The sequence below is a fragment of the Bradyrhizobium sp. genome (assembly GCF_016219575.1).
Taxonomy (GTDB): Bacteria; Pseudomonadota; Alphaproteobacteria; order Rhizobiales; family Xanthobacteraceae; genus Bradyrhizobium.
On the sequence record NZ_JACRMG010000019.1, the window covers coordinates 163,437 to 181,088 of the forward strand.

General features: G+C 61.6%; 15 protein-coding genes and 1 pseudogene. 5 read left to right on the forward strand and 11 right to left on the reverse strand.

Translation table 11 applies throughout. The features are described from left to right. Positions 1 to 35: 35 nt before the first annotated feature. The 7 genes from HZB49_RS16840 to HZB49_RS16870 form a co-directional block, all read right to left on the reverse strand. Positions 36 to 1,217: a glycosyltransferase family 1 protein gene (locus HZB49_RS16840; protein WP_291613303.1), complete on the reverse strand. Its 1,182-nt coding sequence runs from the start codon at positions 1,215 to 1,217 to the stop codon at positions 36 to 38. Beyond that, entirely contained in the window at positions 1,210 to 2,139 is a 930-nt protein-coding gene (locus HZB49_RS16845) for an SDR family oxidoreductase (protein WP_291613305.1), read from the reverse strand. Before HZB49_RS16845 ends, HZB49_RS16840 begins: the two co-directional genes overlap by 8 nt. After that, positions 2,139 to 2,990: a class I SAM-dependent methyltransferase gene (locus HZB49_RS16850; RefSeq protein ID WP_291613307.1), complete on the reverse strand. Its 852-nt coding sequence runs from the start codon at positions 2,988 to 2,990 to the stop codon at positions 2,139 to 2,141. The genes HZB49_RS16845 and HZB49_RS16850 overlap by 1 nt, the downstream gene beginning before the upstream one ends. A 17-nt stretch (positions 2,991 to 3,007) precedes the next feature. Continuing rightward, positions 3,008 to 4,078 carry a glycosyltransferase gene (locus HZB49_RS16855; RefSeq protein WP_291613309.1) on the reverse strand — a complete coding sequence of 357 codons (1,071 nt, stop codon included), beginning with the start codon at positions 4,076 to 4,078 and terminating at the stop codon, positions 3,008 to 3,010. A gap of 2 nt (positions 4,079 to 4,080) precedes the next feature. Beyond that, positions 4,081 to 4,650, reverse strand: coding sequence for an acyltransferase (locus HZB49_RS16860; protein WP_291613311.1), 570 nt, complete (start codon positions 4,648 to 4,650; stop codon positions 4,081 to 4,083). Beyond that, complete coding sequence (asnB, locus tag HZB49_RS16865; RefSeq protein ID WP_291613313.1) at positions 4,647 to 6,488, reverse strand: asparagine synthase (glutamine-hydrolyzing); 1,842 nt, start codon at positions 6,486 to 6,488, stop codon at positions 4,647 to 4,649. Before asnB ends, HZB49_RS16860 begins: the two co-directional genes overlap by 4 nt. A gap of 86 nt (positions 6,489 to 6,574) precedes the next feature. After that, a complete protein-coding gene (locus HZB49_RS16870; RefSeq protein ID WP_291613315.1) occupies positions 6,575 to 8,095 on the reverse strand; it encodes a hypothetical protein in 1,521 nt (506 codons plus the stop codon). 372 nt (positions 8,096 to 8,467) lie between these two features. On the opposite strand from HZB49_RS16870, the gene rfbA reads away from it, so the two are divergent. The 3 genes from rfbA (at position 8,468) to HZB49_RS16885 (ending at position 11,462) form a co-directional block, all read left to right on the forward strand. Next, positions 8,468 to 9,349, forward strand: coding sequence for a glucose-1-phosphate thymidylyltransferase RfbA (gene rfbA, locus HZB49_RS16875; RefSeq protein WP_291613317.1), 882 nt, complete (start codon positions 8,468 to 8,470; stop codon positions 9,347 to 9,349). A gap of 83 nt (positions 9,350 to 9,432) precedes the next feature. After that, on the forward strand, positions 9,433 to 10,611 hold the full coding sequence (gene rffA / locus HZB49_RS16880; protein WP_291613319.1) for a dTDP-4-amino-4,6-dideoxygalactose transaminase: 1,179 nt from the start codon (positions 9,433 to 9,435) through the stop codon (positions 10,609 to 10,611). Beyond that, complete coding sequence (locus tag HZB49_RS16885; RefSeq protein WP_291613322.1) at positions 10,608 to 11,462, forward strand: SGNH hydrolase domain-containing protein; 855 nt, start codon at positions 10,608 to 10,610, stop codon at positions 11,460 to 11,462. The genes rffA and HZB49_RS16885 overlap by 4 nt, the downstream gene beginning before the upstream one ends. Positions 11,463 to 11,649: 187 nt before the next feature. Here the strand turns inward: HZB49_RS16885 and HZB49_RS16890 are convergent, their stop codons facing one another. Beyond that, complete coding sequence (locus HZB49_RS16890; RefSeq protein ID WP_291613324.1) at positions 11,650 to 12,552, reverse strand: class I SAM-dependent methyltransferase; 903 nt, start codon at positions 12,550 to 12,552, stop codon at positions 11,650 to 11,652. Between the two features lie 170 nt (positions 12,553 to 12,722). On the opposite strand from HZB49_RS16890, the gene HZB49_RS16895 reads away from it, so the two are divergent. Beyond that, the gene (locus tag HZB49_RS16895) at positions 12,723 to 13,712 is read left to right on the forward strand and encodes a glycosyltransferase family 2 protein (RefSeq protein ID WP_291613326.1); all 990 of its coding nucleotides are present in this window, start codon (positions 12,723 to 12,725) and stop codon (positions 13,710 to 13,712) included. Positions 13,713 to 13,734: 22 nt separating this feature from the next. On the opposite strand, the gene HZB49_RS16900 is transcribed toward HZB49_RS16895, so the two are convergent. Then, positions 13,735 to 15,123, reverse strand: coding sequence for an FAD-dependent oxidoreductase (locus HZB49_RS16900; protein WP_291613328.1), 1,389 nt, complete (start codon positions 15,121 to 15,123; stop codon positions 13,735 to 13,737). A gap of 31 nt (positions 15,124 to 15,154) precedes the next feature. Continuing rightward, entirely contained in the window at positions 15,155 to 15,943 is a 789-nt protein-coding gene (locus HZB49_RS16905; RefSeq protein WP_291613330.1) for a hypothetical protein, read from the reverse strand. A 313-nt stretch (positions 15,944 to 16,256) separates the two neighbouring features. Between HZB49_RS16905 and HZB49_RS16910 the strand changes: the two genes are divergently transcribed. Beyond that, a complete protein-coding gene (locus tag HZB49_RS16910; protein ID WP_291613332.1) occupies positions 16,257 to 16,994 on the forward strand; it encodes a WbqC family protein in 738 nt (245 codons plus the stop codon). Between the two features lie 12 nt (positions 16,995 to 17,006). On the opposite strand, the pseudogene HZB49_RS16915 reads toward HZB49_RS16910, so the two are convergent. Beyond that, positions 17,007 to 17,652 (reverse strand): annotated as a pseudogene (locus HZB49_RS16915) (hypothetical protein); the annotation flags it as partial.

A 17,652-nucleotide genomic window follows, 5' to 3' on the forward strand; every position in this document is an offset into this window, starting at 1 on the left:
TTCAGGGGCGAAGGGTCTCGGAGCATGATCCGGCGCTAGGACCGGCGCCCAAACAGATCTGCGCATTTTTCGACGGCGGCGACAAAGTCCAACGCAAAGGCCGCCACCCGCTTGTCGAGGCCGGGCAGAAGATTGCGCACGGCAGGCGGCTCCGCCGATTGCGCGACCGCCACGAGATGTCCGGCCAGCGCTTCCGCATTATCGACCTCAAAATACCTCGCGCCTGCTCCCGCCTGTTCGCGATGCACCGCAAGGTCCGACAGGATCATCGGCACCCCGAAGGATTTTGCCTCCTCCACCGTCGTGCTCCACCCTTCGAACCGCGACGGGTTGATGAGCGCCATCGAGCTGCACAGCAGCGCATAGACATGCGGTAGCGGGATCAGGCCGAGATAGCGGAAGTTCGCCTGGATGCCGCGATCGGCCACCTCGCGCATCAGTCCGCTGAAATAGTCCGATTTGCGTGGTTCTTCGGTACTGCCGGAAGCTGCGACAACGACGTCCACGCCGCGCTGCTTGAGGATAGTTAGCGCGTTGATCACCAGCAAATGGTTCTTGTGGCGGTAGAACTGATTCGGCAAGTAAAAGAATTTTTCCGGCAAACGATGCTCGGCTATGACGGCAGCGGCATCCGCGGTCAAGAGGTCGGGCGACGGCTCGGTCGCAAAGCGGGCCACGGCGACCGGGTTCGATGCGCCCGGATAGGCCGCCCGGAAATCGGCCAGCGCGCTCTCGCTGCTCAGCAGGATGCTGCGGTGTGATGCGATCTGCGCGCGAAAGCCGAGCTCGCGGCGCCACCGCGCGACGGGCGAAAACAATCCCGGCAATTTCCGGTGCTGGAAGTCGGGAAACCATGCGAGCGCCGGGACCGGCAGCCGCCAGCCGAAGAAGCGCGCATTCTCGAACACGACGTCGATGCTTTTCGTCTCGAACGCGTCCGCCGCCTTTCGGTCGATTCCCGTCACCAGCGCCGCGGCCAATCCGGCATATTGCCGATCGAACGCGCCGGCTTGCACGACCTCGACGCCGGAGATCTTCGAGAAAGGCGCAAGCTCGGCCGCAGGCTCGCTGGTCCCGGCGAACAGCACCGGCACGATCTTCCCCGGACAGTGGCGGGCGAGAGCGGCAAACAGATTGAGCTGATAGTTGTATCCGCCGGCCCATCGCCTGCGGGAAATATACGTGAAGGCAACGCGTCGCGGCCCCTGTTCAGCCACGGGCGCGATCCCTGAACCATCGTACATAGTCGGCGATGCCCTGCGCGGGAGGCACGCGCCATGCAAATCCCGTTGCGCGCAGCGCGGTATCGTCGGCCAGCAGGCTGAAGGGATCGCCGGCCCTGACATTTCCGGAGAAACGCACGCTGACCTTTCCCCAATGTCCCGCCAGCAGGCTCGCGACTTCCGACACGCGCATCCCCATGCCCGAGCCGCCGTTGATCACCCGGAAGGATCCCCCTTGCGGCAATTGCGCGGACATCGCCAGCAACCGGACCACGTCCCGGACCTCGCACCAGTCGCGGATCTCCTCGCCGGTTCCGCCGAGCACGAGTTCGCGGCCGTCTTGCTCCAGACGCGAGCAGATGTCCCACAGCAGCTGCTTGCGCAGTCCCGCGCCATAGACCGAGAACAGCCTCACCACCGTGCTGCCGATGCCGTAGCTCATCGCATAGCTCCGGCACATCTGTTCCATCATGAGCTTGTGCTGGCCATAGGGCGACATCGGTGTGAGCGCGGCCTCTTCGGAGATTGGCCCCGAATGTCCGGACCCGTAGACCGCCGCGCTTGAAGCCGCGATCAGCCGGCTTTGCGGGGAATGCACCCGCAGCCATTCCAGCAGCCGCGCCGTGCTGGCCACTGTGCGGGAGAAGTCTTCGAAGGGACGCTCGATCGCAAGCCCGACGCTGGAGCCGCCCGCCAGGTGAAAGACCGCGGAGGGGAGTCCGTGCGCGGCCGCCAGTGCGTCGAGATTGGCTGCCTCGATCTCGCCGTCGATCCAGGACTGCAAGCCGCGCAGCTTGCACTCGGCTTCCTCGAGCGCGCCGTGGCCGATGCCATGCACGGCATGACCGGCTCCCGCCAGCTCGCGGGCGAGATGGCCGCCAATGAACCCCCTGGCTCCAGTTACCCAAACGGACATCACGCCGCCTTGTGAGCGATGAACGAATAAAGCCTTCCCGGCCGATTGTCGAAACGGGAAGCCAGCGAAAGCAGTGCGGCGAAGACGCGGTCGGAGCCCAACGCCATACGCCAGAACGTGCGGGGAAGCAGCTTTTGTGAAGCACGCTCCACCACGGCTTCGCGCAGAGTGTCGCGCGTGTAGGGAAAGAGGTTGATCGGACTCTGCAGCGGCGAGAGCACCTCGACCGGCGCGAAGCCGGCGTTTCGAAGCGCGCCGAGATAACGATCGAGCAGGAAGGCGTGCTCGCCGCCATAGAGATGATGCAATGGATGGTCGTCCAGGAAGGCCTGCAGATCGTTCTCGCTGCTGATCACGTGTTCCCGCACGGCGACGAAAAGGCCGCCTCGCCGCAGCACGCGGAACATCTCCGCACAGGCGCGATCGAGATCGCTGGTATGGTGCAGCACGGCTCTGGCGAACACCACGTCGAATTCGCCGTCGGCAAACGGCAGGCGCTCGGACAGTTCCTCGACCACATCGATCGGCAGCGCAGCCTCCGCCGCCAGCGCGCGGATTGCCGCCGAGCCGACGATGGCGCTGGGGTCGGGTTCGAGCGCAGTGACGGCAAATCCCTCGCGGGTGAGCGCGTAGCTTGCGATCCCGCGGCCGGCGCCGATGTCGAGCGCCTTGCCGGTGCGACCACGCAGCAGCGCCGCGATCTCGCGCCACTCATCGCTCGCGTGATAGCGCTGTGCCGCCGTCAGCAATGGGTCATCGTAATAGGCGTCGAGCACAAGCTGGCGCCGGTCGGGCTGGTTGCGCAGCCAGACCACTGCCGATTCCCAGGTCGCGGGAGAACTATTTGCCATCGCCCCGTCGCCAACCCTCAGTCGCACAGTTCCCGGAACCGGGCCCATTGCCGTTCCTTGCTGTAGCGGTCGCGAACCATGGCATAGCCTGCCTTCGCAATCGCGTTGGCCCAATCCGCATCCGCAATCAGCCGTTCAACCAGCCGGGAAATCTGATCGGCCGAAGCATAGGTCACCATGGTCTCGCCGTCTGCAAAACCTTCCGGATAGCGTCCCGCATCCGTTAGCAGAACCGCCCCGCATCCGACAGCCTCGAAGCACCTCATATTGCCGCGGTCCTCGCCGGCCATATCGACCGCGCCGTTGAACACGATGCGCGCCGAAGCCATGGCGGCGTAGAGATCCCTGCCATAGAGCGGGCCGGCCCGCACGCGGCGGATTTCCGCGGGATGGCGGAATTCACGGAGCGGCGGCAGGAACGGCAACAGGTTGGCAAGCCGGGTCAGGCGGGAATCCTCCAGGTGAAACCGCGCGCGGATCCCCGGCACCGAGGCCGCCGCGATGAGCGCCGCAACGCGCGAGCGGTGGTGCCGCGAGAAGCCGCCGACGAACAGCAGGTCGATGTCCTGGCGCCTCGCCGCGACATAGCCGTCCATCGCGGGATCATGTCCCGGAAAGAAGTGGGCGACCTTGCATCCCTTGATCCGCCAGTCCTCCAGGATGGAGGGAAAGTTGCACACCACGAGATCGTAGCCGGAAAGATCCGCCGAGCCCGAGGGCGCCGCCCGCCAGCAAATCGTCTTTTTCACGCAAGCGGGCAGCTTCCGGACGAAGGCGCTGCCATAACGCATCGGGTCGAGGTTATAAAACACCTCGGTGCGGTGATGCTCGATCTGCGCCAGCAGGATCTGCTCGAGATCCCTGCCGGCCATTCCATTGGCGCGCGCCCACAGCCCCTGCAGCGTCTCGTCGTCGCCGTTGGTGTAGAAGGCGTCCGCATTGCCGGCCAGCACCGGCTGCAGGATATGCGAGGCGGTATAGCGCGTATCGAGAAACGAGTTCAGGCAGCCGGCAAAGCTGCGATCGTCCGCGCGCGGCCGATGGGCTCGGAAGCCGCGCGACAACCCGTTGTTCTGAAACAGTCGCATGACTAGCCGGTGGATTCCGGTTTGCGCACCACCCGGGCGGGATTGCCGACGACGACCGAATCAGGCGGCACATCGCGGGTGACGACCGTGCAGGCGCCGACCACGGCGCCCTCGCCGATCGTCACGCCCTTCAGGATGCTGACATTGAAGCCTATCCAGGCCTTGTCCCCGATGACGACCGGAGCAGTCGCGACATGCGACCAGTCCTTCCGGCCCTTGCCCCAGTCGAGCACGTCGTTCTTGCGGAGCGCCCAGTCGAGGCTGTGGGAGTCGTGGTCGGTGATGGTGATCCCCCAGGACATGATGACGTCGTCGCCGATGACGATGCTGCGGTAGCAGACCAGATCGCTCTTTCCGATATAGGTCCGGTCCCCGATCCTGATTTCGCCGCCGCGATCCTCGAAACGGATATTGGCCTGAATGATCGAGTCTTGCCCGATCGACAGGCGGTTTCCGGCGACCTGCCGGATGCGCCGCCACACAACGGCAGCGCCCCGGCCGATGCTGACCGCGCCGGATCGCCGGACGTTCCAGCCGAGCAGCGCATCGATCAAGTTCAGGAGGCCCCTCATCGGCTCATCCTCGCCAGCGACCATTTCATGTTGAGGTACGGCCAGATCGCACCGACCGACTGCCAGTCCCAGCCTTTCGCTGCATTCAATTGCCCGACCTTGCGGAGGAGCCTCGCCTCGTCGACGAATTCGCCGAAGGCAGGCACCTTCTGGTTCATCAGCGCGGCGACCCAGCCCGCAAGCGGCCCGTTCAGCCATTCCGGCATCGGCGAGTTGAAGCCGACCTTGCGGCGTCCCATCCGGATGTCTTCCGGCATCCTGCCCTGCATCGCCCGCCGCGCGATCCATTTGGTGTGGGTGTCGGACGATTTGCTCGCCCCCGGCAGCGCCATCGCATAGGTGACCAGACGCCAGTCCATGAACGGCATCCGCACCTCGATGCCATGGGCCATCGAAACGCGGTCGAAATTGCGCAGGATGGTCGGCAGCACTGTGCCGTGAAACATCCGGTAGAGGCGCCGGTTGAGCGCGTCCCAGTCGTCCGGCAGCGCGTCGCTCTCGCCAACCAGGCTGAATTGCGGGGGAAGATTGGAGAGGCCGCCGCGCAGGAAATAATGTCCCCTGCCCTTCATCATCATCGCCCGCGAGACGTCCACCCAGCGCGCCAGCGCTGGCGATCCCGTGCTCAGCCGGGCGAGCGAGTTTCGCAGGTAGTAGGCGAGCGATTGCCCCTCCTGCCGGTAGGCGCCCATCAGCTCGTCGGCGCCGTGACCGTCGAGCGACACCAGCACCTTGTGCCTGGCAAGCTCGCGGTAAACCAGCCACGCCGCGCTCGGCAGCGCGATGTAGACGTCGTCATTGTCGTCGAGGATGCGGTCGATTTCCCTGGTGGCGTCGTCGCGGCCGATCTCCACGATGGTCGGCGCAACGCCGGCCCATTTGGCGGCTTCTTCCGCCATCGGCCGCTCGTCGTTTGCGGCACCCGCGAATGCGGCGACGAAGGCATGGCGCCAGGCTGCGCTGTCGCGCGGCCCCATTCCTGCACGGGCATGTTCGGCCATCTCGCAGATCACCGCGGTCGAATCGAAGCCGCCGGACAGACAGGTCCCGATCGGCACGTCGCTGCGCATCCGCAACGCCACGGCGCTGCGAAACAGCTCGCCGAACCGCTCGACGCGCTCGGCTTCGGTGCTCGGTATCTCCGGCAGATGATCGACCGTACACCACCAGCGTCCGATCGTGCGCTTTCCCTCGCGCAGCCACATGAAATGCCCGGCCTGCAGGCGGTGCACCTCGCGGCTGAGCGTGCGCTCGCTGCCCTCGACGCTGAAGGCGTCCAGCATCAGCCGCCGCGCCACATCGGCATCGATCGAGGTCGGCATCAGGCCGCTTCGCACCATCGCGCGGTGTTCGGATGCGAAGACAAACCGCTCCGGCGTCAGCGCATAAAGCAGCGGCTTGATGCCGAAGCGATCGCGCGCGAGGAACATCTCGCCGCTTTGCGTGTCCCAGATCGCCAGCGCCCACATGCCGTTGAAGCGCAGCAGCATGCCCTCGCGCCAGTGGCGCCACGCCGCCAGGATCACTTCGGTGTCGGACTCGGACTGGAATCGCTCGCCGATGGCCTCGAGTTCCTTGCGCAGCTCGAGGAAATTGTAGATCTCGCCGTTGTAGACGATGACATGGCGCCCGTCGGCGGACGCCATCGGCTGGTATCCGCCTGGACCGGGATCGATGATGGCAAGGCGGCGGTGGCCCAGCGCGACATCGCGCTGCGCGCTGAACCAGTAGCCGGCGCCGTCGGGGCCGCGATGCGCGATCTGGTCCGTGAGGTTCTGGATTTCGGCCTGTTCGACGGGCCGGCCGCGGAGGTTAACGATCCCGGCAATTCCACACATGATGATGTCAACTGCTCAGGAGAAAACCGGATGCAGGGGGTATTTGGAACACCGCAAACTTCGTGTCAAGTCATTTGAATTGCTGCCTAATTTGGAATGACGGCCTCCAGCCTTGCGCGCATCCGGGGGCGCAGGAAGGGAAGCGCCACAAGCCCCGTCACAACGAGCCACAGGGCGCATTCCGCCACGAAATGCGCCAGTCCCTGCCCCGGCAGTGCCGAGCGGATCAACGTGCCCAGCAGCCATCCCGCCGGCATCACTACCGCGACGATGAGCGCCAGGAAAAGGATGTGCCGAAGCGGGTTCGCAAGCGTCTGGCGCAGGACGGTGAGGCTCAGCCATCCGAACTGCACCAGCAGGTCGCTGGCGACGATGGCGATCGCCATGCCCACCGGCCCGAATTGCGGCGTGAGCAGGAGGGCCAGCACCAGAAACACCGCGAGCTGCACGGCCTTGACGCGCGCCAGCAGTTCGCCGCGATTGCTGCAGTAGCAATAGCCGAGCGCCAGCAGCGCCGGCGCAGCGATCCCGGTACCCACCAGCAGCACAACGGTCAGGTGAGCGTCATAGGGAATGGCATTCCTGGTCCACAACGCGAAGAAGTCGGGCCAGAACGCCAGCAGGGCGGACACCAGCGCGCTCGTCAGCAAGGTCAGGAGCACGGAGCCGCGCGCATAGAGCGATCGCAGCCGCGCCGTGTCGCCGACGGCATGGTCATGACCGAGCTCGATGGCAAGCGGCTGCGTCAGCTGCGTACACACGGCGCGCAACAATCCCGCCACCACGCGTGTGACGCCCCACTGCGCGACCGCCACCCGGTCGAACACGAGGGCGCTGACCAGCAGCACCGACAGGTTCTGCAGTGCGACCTCGGTTGAGCTGGCAATCGCGAACGGAAACGCCAGGCGATACTGGCCGATCGCCCAGCTCCACGACCAGGCAACCCTCCGGCCGGCCGAACGGATGAACGGAAAGCAGCGCGGCGCATCGATGGTCACGAGGTAGACGGCAAGCACGACCTGCGGCGCGACATAAGCGATCGTGACCATCAACAGATCGCCGCTGGTCACGATCGCTGCGACCTGTCCGACCTGCGCGGCCGCCTGCGCGACGCAGGGCAGCCACACCCCGCGGCCGTAGAGCCCGCGCGCCCGGTAAAGTGCCGCCGCAACATTGGAGGGCAGTCCGGCAAGCATCCCCGCCGCCATCACCGCCAACGCCGCGTCGAAATGCGGCACCTCGCGGAATCCAAGCAGGTGCGAGGGCGGGAAGATCGCAATCGCGGCCAGGATCGCCGCGATCAACAGGGCGACCGCGACCAGATAGAGCCTGAGCATCGCCGCGTAATAGCGCGCCGTCCGCCCGTCCGGATCAATGCTGGCCTTGAACGACAGAAAACGGTTCAGCGAGCGCGAATGAAGGCCTGCATCCGCGATGGCGACGAGGCTGCCCGCCGCGTACAGCGCAAGCCAGGCCGCCAGGTAAACGCTCGAGGTGAAATGCAGGAAGACCGGAACGAGACCGACCTGCTGCGTGATCCCCAGCACCAGCTGCAGAAGATTTGCACCCCAGCCGTCGAACAGCCTGCGCGCGCGGCTTCCTTTCATGGCCACACCCGTGCGGAAGCATCCGCGACTTCTGCAAACTGGATCACGTCCCGCCCTCCGGCTGGTCGAAGGCGGCTAGCATTCGGGCGGCGGATTGTCGATGACCGGAAAGCATACGCGACGGCTTCGCCTTTTTTCCTCCCGCGGGGGCGCAGACGAGCCTCCTCCTGCTGATTTGGGCCGTCGCCGGGTGGCAAAGCGGCTCCCCTGTGATGCCGGACCATAGCATGTCCGGACTGAATTCACCGGGGGCTGCAGCCCGCTGCCGCAAGCTCGATTTGGCCATCGAGGGCAATGGCATCAGAGCCACTGTGCATGCTAACGAGGCCAGCAAGGACACGATCCGGCCGGCGTCACCGAGGGGCTTGATGTATGATACGCAAGGGAATCATCCTGGCCGGCGGCCTCGGCACGCGGTTGCACCCGCTAACCCTTGCGACGTCAAAACAGCTGCTACCGGTCTATGACAAGCCGCTGATCTACTATCCCCTGACCGCGCTGATGCTCGGCGGCATCCGCGAATATCTCATCATCACGGCGCCGGGAGAGGCGGACCAATTCAGGCGCCTTCTGGGCGACGGGCGCAAGTGGGGCATCGAGCTTTCCTACGCGGTGCAGGATCGTCCGGGCGGCATCGCGGAGGCCTTTCTGATCGGCAAGGATTACCTTGCCGGCCATCCGTCGGCGCTGGTCCTCGGCGACAACATTTTCTACGGCACGAACCTTCGCGCGGTGCTGCACGAGGCTGCGGCACAGGTCGCGGGCGCCACCGTCTTCGCCTCCTGGGTCGACGATCCCGAACGCTATGGCGTGATCGAATTCGACGCCACGCACCAGCCGGTGAGGATCGTCGAGAAGCCGAAGGCACCAAAATCGAACTGGGCCGTCACCGGCATCTATTTCTACGACGGTCGCGCCAGCGATGTCGTGCGTGAATTGAAACCGTCGGCGCGCGGCGAGCTGGAGATCACCGACCTCAATCAATGGTATCTCACGCGCGGCGAGCTGCAAGTCGTCCGCTTCGGCCGCGGCTATGCCTGGCTCGACGCCGGCACGCACGATTCGCTGCTGGAAGCCTCGCAATTCATCCATGTCGTGGAGAAGCGCCAGGGCCTGAAGATCGCCTGTCCCGAGGAAGTCGCCTTTGTCCAGGGTTTCATCGACGCCGAGCAATTGCTGCGGCTGGCAGAACCGATGAAGGGCACCGGCTACGGGCAATACTTGATCCGTCAGGCGCAGCAGCCAGGCACCTGAGGCGGATCGGCGGGTTCACCCCATTGATTCCGGAGGCCGAAGCGGTCAGTTTAGCGGCGTTTCGATCCGCGACATGGACGGCGATGGCAGCTGATGCAATTCCCTTCAACCGGCCGTACGCGACCGGAAAGGAAGCCGATTATATCGCCGGGGCGATAGCCAATTCGCACCTGGCCGGCGACGGCCCGTTCACCAGGCAGTGCCATCGCTGGATCGAGGAGCAAGCGGGCTGTGCGCGGGCGCTGCTCACCCCGTCCTGCACGGCGGCCCTCGATCTCGCCGCGCTGCTCCTGGAACTGGAGCCGGGCGATGAAGTCATCATGCCCTCCTTCACCTTCGTCTCGACCGCGAACGCCTTCGTCCTGAGGGGAGCGGTTCCGGTTTTTGTCGACATTCGCGAAGACACCCTCAACCTGAATGAAAGACTGATCGAAGCCGCGATAACCTCGCGGACCCGCGCCATCGTACCCGTGCATTACGCCGGCGTTGCGTGCGAGATGGACGCGATTTCCGGCATTGCCCGCCGGCACGATTTGAGGATTGTCGAAGATGCAGCGCAGGGAATCCTCGCCAGCTACAAGGGGCGCGCGCTCGGTTCCATCGGCGATCTCGGCACCCTGAGCTTCCACGAAACCAAGAACATCATTTGCGGCGAAGGCGGTGCGCTGCTCGTCAATGACAGGTCGCTGGTGGCGCGCGCGGAAATCATCCGCGAGAAGGGTACCGACCGCAGCCGCTTCTTCCGGGGCGAGATCGACAAGTACACCTGGCAGGATGTGGGATCCTCCTTGTTACCGGGTGACAACACCGCCGCGTTCCTGTGGGCGCAGCTCGAACAGGCGCAGGACATCACCGGCAAGCGGATCGCGCTTTGGCGTACTTACCACGAGATGTTGTCGCCACTCGAACAGCAAGGCTTGCTGCGGCGCCCGATCATTCCGGAAGATTGCCAGCACAATGGCCATCTCTACTACGTTCTGCTCGCCCCCGGGATCGATCGCGAAGCAGTGCTGGACGCACTCAAGGCCCGGGGAGTTCACGCGGTGTTTCACTATGTGCCGCTGCATTCCTCGCCTGCGGGCCGGCGTTTCGGGCGTGCACAGGGGGAATTACCGCTGACGAACGGCCTGTCGGCCCGGTTGATCCGACTGCCGCTCTGGATCGGCCTCGGCGAGGTGCGCCAGCAGCGGGTCTGCGACTCGCTGGATCTTGTGCTGCGCGAGTCCAGCCGGCGCGCGCTGCGAAGATCGGTCGCACAATGACCAGCAACCGGCTGTTTGCCGCCCATAAGCCAATGCGACGCAAGAGCGAGATATGGCTCGTCGCAGCCATGGCCATCTTGATGCTGGCTTCTGCGAGCATCTGGGCCAGCGGTGGCGTTCTGTGGCGATATCCGAAGGAAATTCGTCCCGTGCTGGCGATGATGGACTATCCGGTGACGGAAGGCGCCAGGTATCCGGGCTGTTGGCTGTCGGCGAAGTCCGACTTTGCGAATTACGCACCGGAATGCAGGAGAGGTACGACCCTGATCTGGGGTGATTCCCACGCAGCGCGACTCTACACGGGATTTGCCGGCGAGACGGCGCAGTTCACCCGCGACGGATGCGCCCCCTTGATCGGATACGGTGACAAGGTTTGCGCCGCCAGCAACGCCAGGATTGCGGAAGAAATTGCGCGGATCAAGCCGCGGCGCGTCGTCATCTTTGCTGCCTGGCTGAACCATACCGATGGCCGCGACCTGAGCGAGAGGCAGTCCGACGCCTTCAGGGCGACGTTGCGCTCGATTCATGCCGAGGAGGTCGTGGTGCTGGGTCCGATGCCGATCTTCAGGCCGAGCCTTCCCGAGTTGGTCTACATCGATTGGTTTCTGCTGAAGGAATTGCCCGACATGATGGAGGCTCAGGGAGCCGACTATCGCGGCGTCAATGCAACCCTGAGACGTGTCGCTGAAGAGAGCGGCGCCCGGTTCATCTCAGTCTATGACCTTCTCTGCGAGAAGAGCGCTTGCATCACGCACACACCGGAATCCAGGGCCAGTCTCCTGTCCTGGGACTACGGACACCTGACGACGGCTGGCGCCAGGTACGTTGCCGATCTCGCCGCCCTCAACTGATGGCGCGGGCCAGGCTACCTGCCGTCCAGCGCCTTGGCGGCGCGCCCTACGACGCACGCGCAACCGCCCCGAGTAATTTCCGGCGGTCCATCGACAGCGAACCAGCAAGCGGCGCTGCGGCGCTGGGGCCGATTTCATGCCGACCCGGCATGCCTGGCGTACGGAAGCCGAATAAGTATGATTATACCTATATCGCCCGAGCCACCACAACCCTGCTTCCGCCCATGGGCCAGCGCAAGCCGGCCAGGGTCAGCCGGACCTCACAGCCGAGGATCGCCTTGAAAACCGCATTCGCGAGCGGATGCATTGCAAATTCCCGGTCAACGCGATTCTCGTTGCCGCCTTTTCTGGCGCGAAGCCGGCTCACCGCCATCAAGGGCAACAGCAGGGCCGTGAACGACGACGAGAACAAGACCTCAAAGCCGTTGCGGCCAAGCTTCGTTTCCAGTTCACCGCTCTCGTAGCGGCGTTGATGATGCGCGCGAACATCGGCCTCGCTCCATAGCCAGCGATGCTGCGGGACGGTTAGAATGACACCTCCCCCTCGGCGGGTGGCTTCCCGAAGTCCACGCAAGACCGCCTCATCATCCGCAATATGCTCGACAACATCGAACGCGCCGGTGAGATCGAACAGGTCTACTGCGGGAATGTTGAGTGCATCCATCTGAACGAATTCAACTCCCTTCGGCATCCTGGTCCGGGCATGGACCAGGCCGAGGGTATGAAGTTCCGAACCGGCAATACGGTCCCAGCGCCGGGACCGGAGCATCTCGCGCAGCACCGCTCCGGTGCCGCAGCCGACCTCCAGGAAAGAAGCGGCGCCGGGGAAGAACTTGTCCGCCAGGCCGACGATCAGCTTGCTCCGGGTTGCAAACCAGAAATGATTGGCTTCGACTTCAGCAAGAAAATCGAAATCGGCTGGCTCAAAGCCGCTGACGGTATCGGCCAATTCGGGGGCAAACATCGGAATCCCGTCGCGCTGCGCGACAGCATTTCCGCAGGCGGGACAACTCCAGCCAAGCCGCCAGACCGGTTCGCCGGCATCGACGGGCTCAAGAAACCTGCATTTGGGGCATCGTCGAGCCGCCATCGTTCAATCGTCCTATAGCAAGACAAATCCAGCTTGGAAGACGATACTTGATGACAACGTTGTCAACTGACAATAGAGACTAGTTGCGCCATCAGGTGCCTAACCTCAACGGCTGGTTTGGTTCTCAGGCAAGCCACCGCCTTTCCCATCGCCGATGACAGTGTAAGCTCATGAGGACAGTGCGTTACAGCTTGGTCATACCCATCTACAATGACGCGTACCTTGCACGCGACTTCTGCATAGCGTTTCGGGACGTCATGGAGAAGCATCTCGCACGCAAAAACATCGAGGATGAAGTTGAACTCATCTTTGTTAACGACGGCAGCGCAGATGATTCAATTACAACACTGAAGGCGCTCGTTAGCAACTTTGCCTTTGTCCGAGTGATAGACCTGAGCCGGAATTTCGGCCAACACATCGCCATTGCGTGCGGGTTAGCCGAAGCACGAGGTCAGATCGTGGGGCGAGCCAATGTAGACATGCAAGATCCTGTGCTTGAAATCCCGAGGATGCTTCAGGCACTCGAACAATCCGATACCGACATCATTGTCGGAGTGTACCAGGAGAGATTCAGCAAAATTCGGGACAAGCTCTCGGCTTACTTCTTCTATAAATTCTTCAATTGGCTCTCCAACGGGACCACACCGCAAAACACGTCATCGCTCCGCTTCATGAGCAGACGATATGTCGACGCCTATAACAAGCTGAATGAGAAAACCAGATTTCCGCAAGGACTGGATAATTGGCTAGGCTTCAATCATCGCTATATTTCTATCGCACACAGCGAACGTAAGGACGGACAGTCTTCCTACACCTTCAAGAAGCGCGTCAAGCTTGGAGTCGACGCGGCACTTTCATTTTCCGAACGCCCGCTAAGGCTCATTTTCTGGCTGGGCGTGGCGTTTCTTGCCTTTGGTGCTGCCTACAGCGCCTACCTGATCGCCTGGCGCTTCCTGTCGCCGGACCCAATTCCTGGTTATGCCTCACTGGTGATTCTTTTCGTCACCTTTTGCGGCATCCAGAATTTGTGCCTCGGAATCGTCGCGCAGTACATCGGCAAGATACTGCAAGAAGTGCTCGATCGGCCATTGTTCCTGGTCAAGGATAGATACGAGCCCTCTCAGAAGGCCCGCGACGACGAACATGCTGCGAAGCAGTAGCGAGTGGCCGCCCGGCAGATAGTCACTTGATGTGACCGTATCTGTACATGTCCTTCAGCTCTGCCGGAATCCCCCACGTCAGCGCCCCCACATCGTCATGCAGTTTCGTAAACTCCATGGTGTAGTACGCCTCCAGGTCCTCGCTCATTCTGTTCTTCGCGGGTACGAAGTCGTGCTGGTAAGCGGCATTCATCGTGTGCCGAACCAGCGTAGCGATGGCGGCATCACGAGGCAGATATCTGTTGAGCTTCCGCTCGGGATTAAACAACTCAAACTGGTATGCGCTCTTTCCCTCGACCAACAGGTCGGCGATGAATTCGGCGATCACGGGAGAGCAGTGAAGTCCATCGCGTTTCGTTCCGGTAGCAACGAAAAGATTGGCGATCGACGTTGCTCCGAGCATCGGGAGCGTATCCGACGAAGTGGGCCTCCAGCCAACATTGATACGAATGAGCTCCGCCCGGTAATAGGCCTGGTTCAATTGCTCCATGATCGATCTGAGGATCGTATAGATACTCGTGAGCCGCACGTGCAAAGTCGGCCCTGGGGAAATGAAATTGCTGGCTCCCACAACAGTCTCATGCGACGATTGCGGCGCAGAATACAGACCGCACGCAAGACCGCGATTGGGCGTGCGTATGCAGTTTGAGAGCGTCTCGATCCCGGTTTCCAAGAGAACCGTGGCGCCAACGCCGTAAAATACTCGCTGAAAATCGATACCCAGATTTGACGCGTCTACTAACGATGAGAAGCTGGCGCCATTGCAAACGAGGAATTGCTCTGCCGTCACTTCGCCGGAATGCTCAGTCCATGCTGCAGTGACGCGGCCAGCCTTCTGCGAGAGCCTGACACAGATGTCGTCCACGAAGCGGACATTGGGCGACCGGGCGAGAATCGTGCTCAATGCTTCAATGAGTTCGATTGGATTGACCCAACCCTCGCGCGGAATATATAGCGCGCGCGACGCGCGGTGACGCGCCTCGGGTCTGTAGTGAGGGATCTCCCTGGGGTTTACTTCTTCGAAGGGCTCTTCATACCGATGAAGGGCAGCAAGAATCTGGTCGAAATTCTCGTCCTCCAGCGTGTCGGAACCGCTGTTGTTGATCAGATAGGTTCCAAAGCCCGCACTTACGTTCGCGCCAGCATCGGCCCGAATTCGCTCGAGAAGACCAGGCCACCTGCCGTTTGCTAAACGATTGAACTCAAACTTTTCCACTTCAACAGGATTGCCAAAGGTGCCAGCGTCAATCTCGCAGAACGAATTGAACATTGCTGCCGCTGCAAGCGATGCGCATCCCGGTCGCGCTCGTGGTCCAACTAACGCAATCGAAATTCCGGGGTGTCGGCGCACCAGCTCATACGCGGTCTGAAGACCAATGACGCCATTTCCTACGATGCAAACATCCGACATTCCGACATTCACTTTCGGGGCAACATCCGGCTCACTTGGTCAGGAAGCAAAGACCGGGATAATAGGCAGACCGCTCGATCCTGTGGTCATAACGATCAAGGATTTCGTTCACGTAGACCATTCCTTCCGCAGGTATATTGTCCCTCGTCAATTGCCAGAAGGCGACTATGCCCCCCGGAACAAGGCGCCCATGAACCATCTTGAAGGCTTCAGCGGTCGGCTGGAACGAATTGAGATCGAAGAATGCGAGCGAGACAAACTCGCCCGGATTCTCTTCAAAGAAAGCCGGAATCGTTGTCCTGCAATCGCCGGCGACCACACGATGCTTCCCGTTGTTGTGACCCATGGCATTGTTCTTCTCGTGCAACATCAGCAGGGAGTTGAGGTAGTCAGCGTATTGCTCCCCGCCGACCTGGTAGGTACCATCCTTGTGGAGCTCCGTCGGCCGGTCCACCTGCGAAAAGCCCTTGTATCCTTCAAACGTGTCGAAGCAGACAATTCTCCTGTTGAAATGCAGTGGCTCAAAGATCGCTCGAAAGTTTTCGCAGAGTACCGCGGTTTGACCTCGCCAGGTTCCGATATCCATCACGATGCCCGGAAGCGGCACGATCCTCTTGTAGATTTCCGCCACAGCAAGAAAACGCGCTAACAGCGAACCGCGGATAAACAATCCCAGCGATCGTTCAGTTTCCTCCGGAGTGGCGGCATAGGTACGCAGTCGCTGGAATAGCTCTGACCGTGCCTCAATGCTTTGAGGCGACGAGTAGGTAGTGACTACGGATTCGTGCTGGCTGACCAAGTGAAACGCCTTCCATTGCATCAACATCTCGGTTGAATAGAACTCAAACCGCAAGTCTAGTCAAACCGACAACGCGCCAGACCAGAGCGGCAAGACCTAGAGTGTGCTGCGAGCCCTTGGTTGGCCCGACTCACCCAAGAACCCTTGTATAGTCGCAAGGACTTTCGGTTCACCAGTCTTGGTAGATCAACTGACTACATTGACTACATGCCCCGTGATATACGGAGAGGAGAGCGGTCTTCCCCCTACGATTGCGGCGAACTTGCCAGTACCTTTGTTGGTGCAGGTGCTGACAAGGAACGCAAAAGGCAGCCGCAGTGATTGAGCCAAGAAGATGCGAATCTGTATCATCCAATCCTGCTACGTCCCCTGGAAGGGATTTTTTGACCTGATCGGTCGCTGCGACGAGTATGTCATTTATGACAGCGCTCAATATTCGAAAGGTCATTGGCACAACCGCAATCGTATTAAGACGGCACAGGGCCTAGCTTGGCTCACGATCCCGGTAATCACGGCCGGCCATTTCAAGCGGCCAATCAGGGAAATCAAGGTTCAAAAGCCGTGGGCCGACAAGCACTGGAATATTGTTGAGCTTGCCTATCGGCGAGCACCCTATTTCGAGCAAGTCGCGCCAATCGTGAAAGATTGGTACGAACGCGCTAGCACGCACGACTACCTGACCGACGTAAACTTCATTTTCCTTCAGGGAGTAGTCGAATTTCTGGGTCTCAAGACACGCATCGTCAGAGACGATGTTTACCAACCGGAAGGCGGCAAGATGGAACGGCTACTCAAGATCGTTGGGAGAGCGGGAGCCGATCGCTACCTCAGCGGACCAGCTGCGCGTGCCTATTTCGACGAATCGGCCTTCAAGTCGGCTGGGATAACTGTCGAATGGATGAGCTATGAAGGCTATCCTCAATACAAGCAGCTTCACGGCACTTTTGAGCATGCTGTGAGTGTGCTTGACCTTCTCTTCAATACTGGACCAGAGGCCAGATTTTTCTCACAGGGCGGCCGTGTCGAAGACGTCGGAGACCTTTCGGCAAGCTGCCGTTCCGACAACAGCTGACTTCCGACCAACTTACGTGAAAAGGAAGCTTGCCTGCAGGTCAAAAAGATGAACGTTCACCTGTGGTACAATACCTTGAGCCGTCCCAATTGACTGCGTCGCAGTACCGCGGGCGCCATCATTTTCCCAGTCTTGGTGAGAAATCGCAGCGACAAGCTCCTGCGCAGCATCAACAATGCCTACATTCCACGCTGGGATTCCATGGTCGACACGAGGCAAATTGAGACCCGTATCGAACCAGCCCCATTCGCTCGAACCCTCGCCGTTCTGAGCCGAATGCAACCGGTCGCTGCTGACATCGTTGAAGACAAAGCTGTCGTTTCCTGACACCGCACCAAGCGCCTGCCCAACCAGGGGCGCGGAGCTTCCGGGAACGCCGATCACGCCGTCGTGGTTCAGGTCTTGCTGGAAACTGATCTCAATCGACTGCAATGCACTGCTGCTGGCAGAAGCGTTTGCCAGCGGCCTCGAAACAAAGTTGCCGTTGGTGTCAGTGTTCCAGATCGTATAGACGCTGCTAGCCGAATTGAACCAGGCTACCTGGTAACCGCTCGACGTCTGTTCCACGCCGATCACTGCCCAGGGCTGAGCATCCACATAGGTCGCTCCACCATACTTCAGCGTCGGCCCCGTTCCGCCCGCGACTGGATCGAAGGAA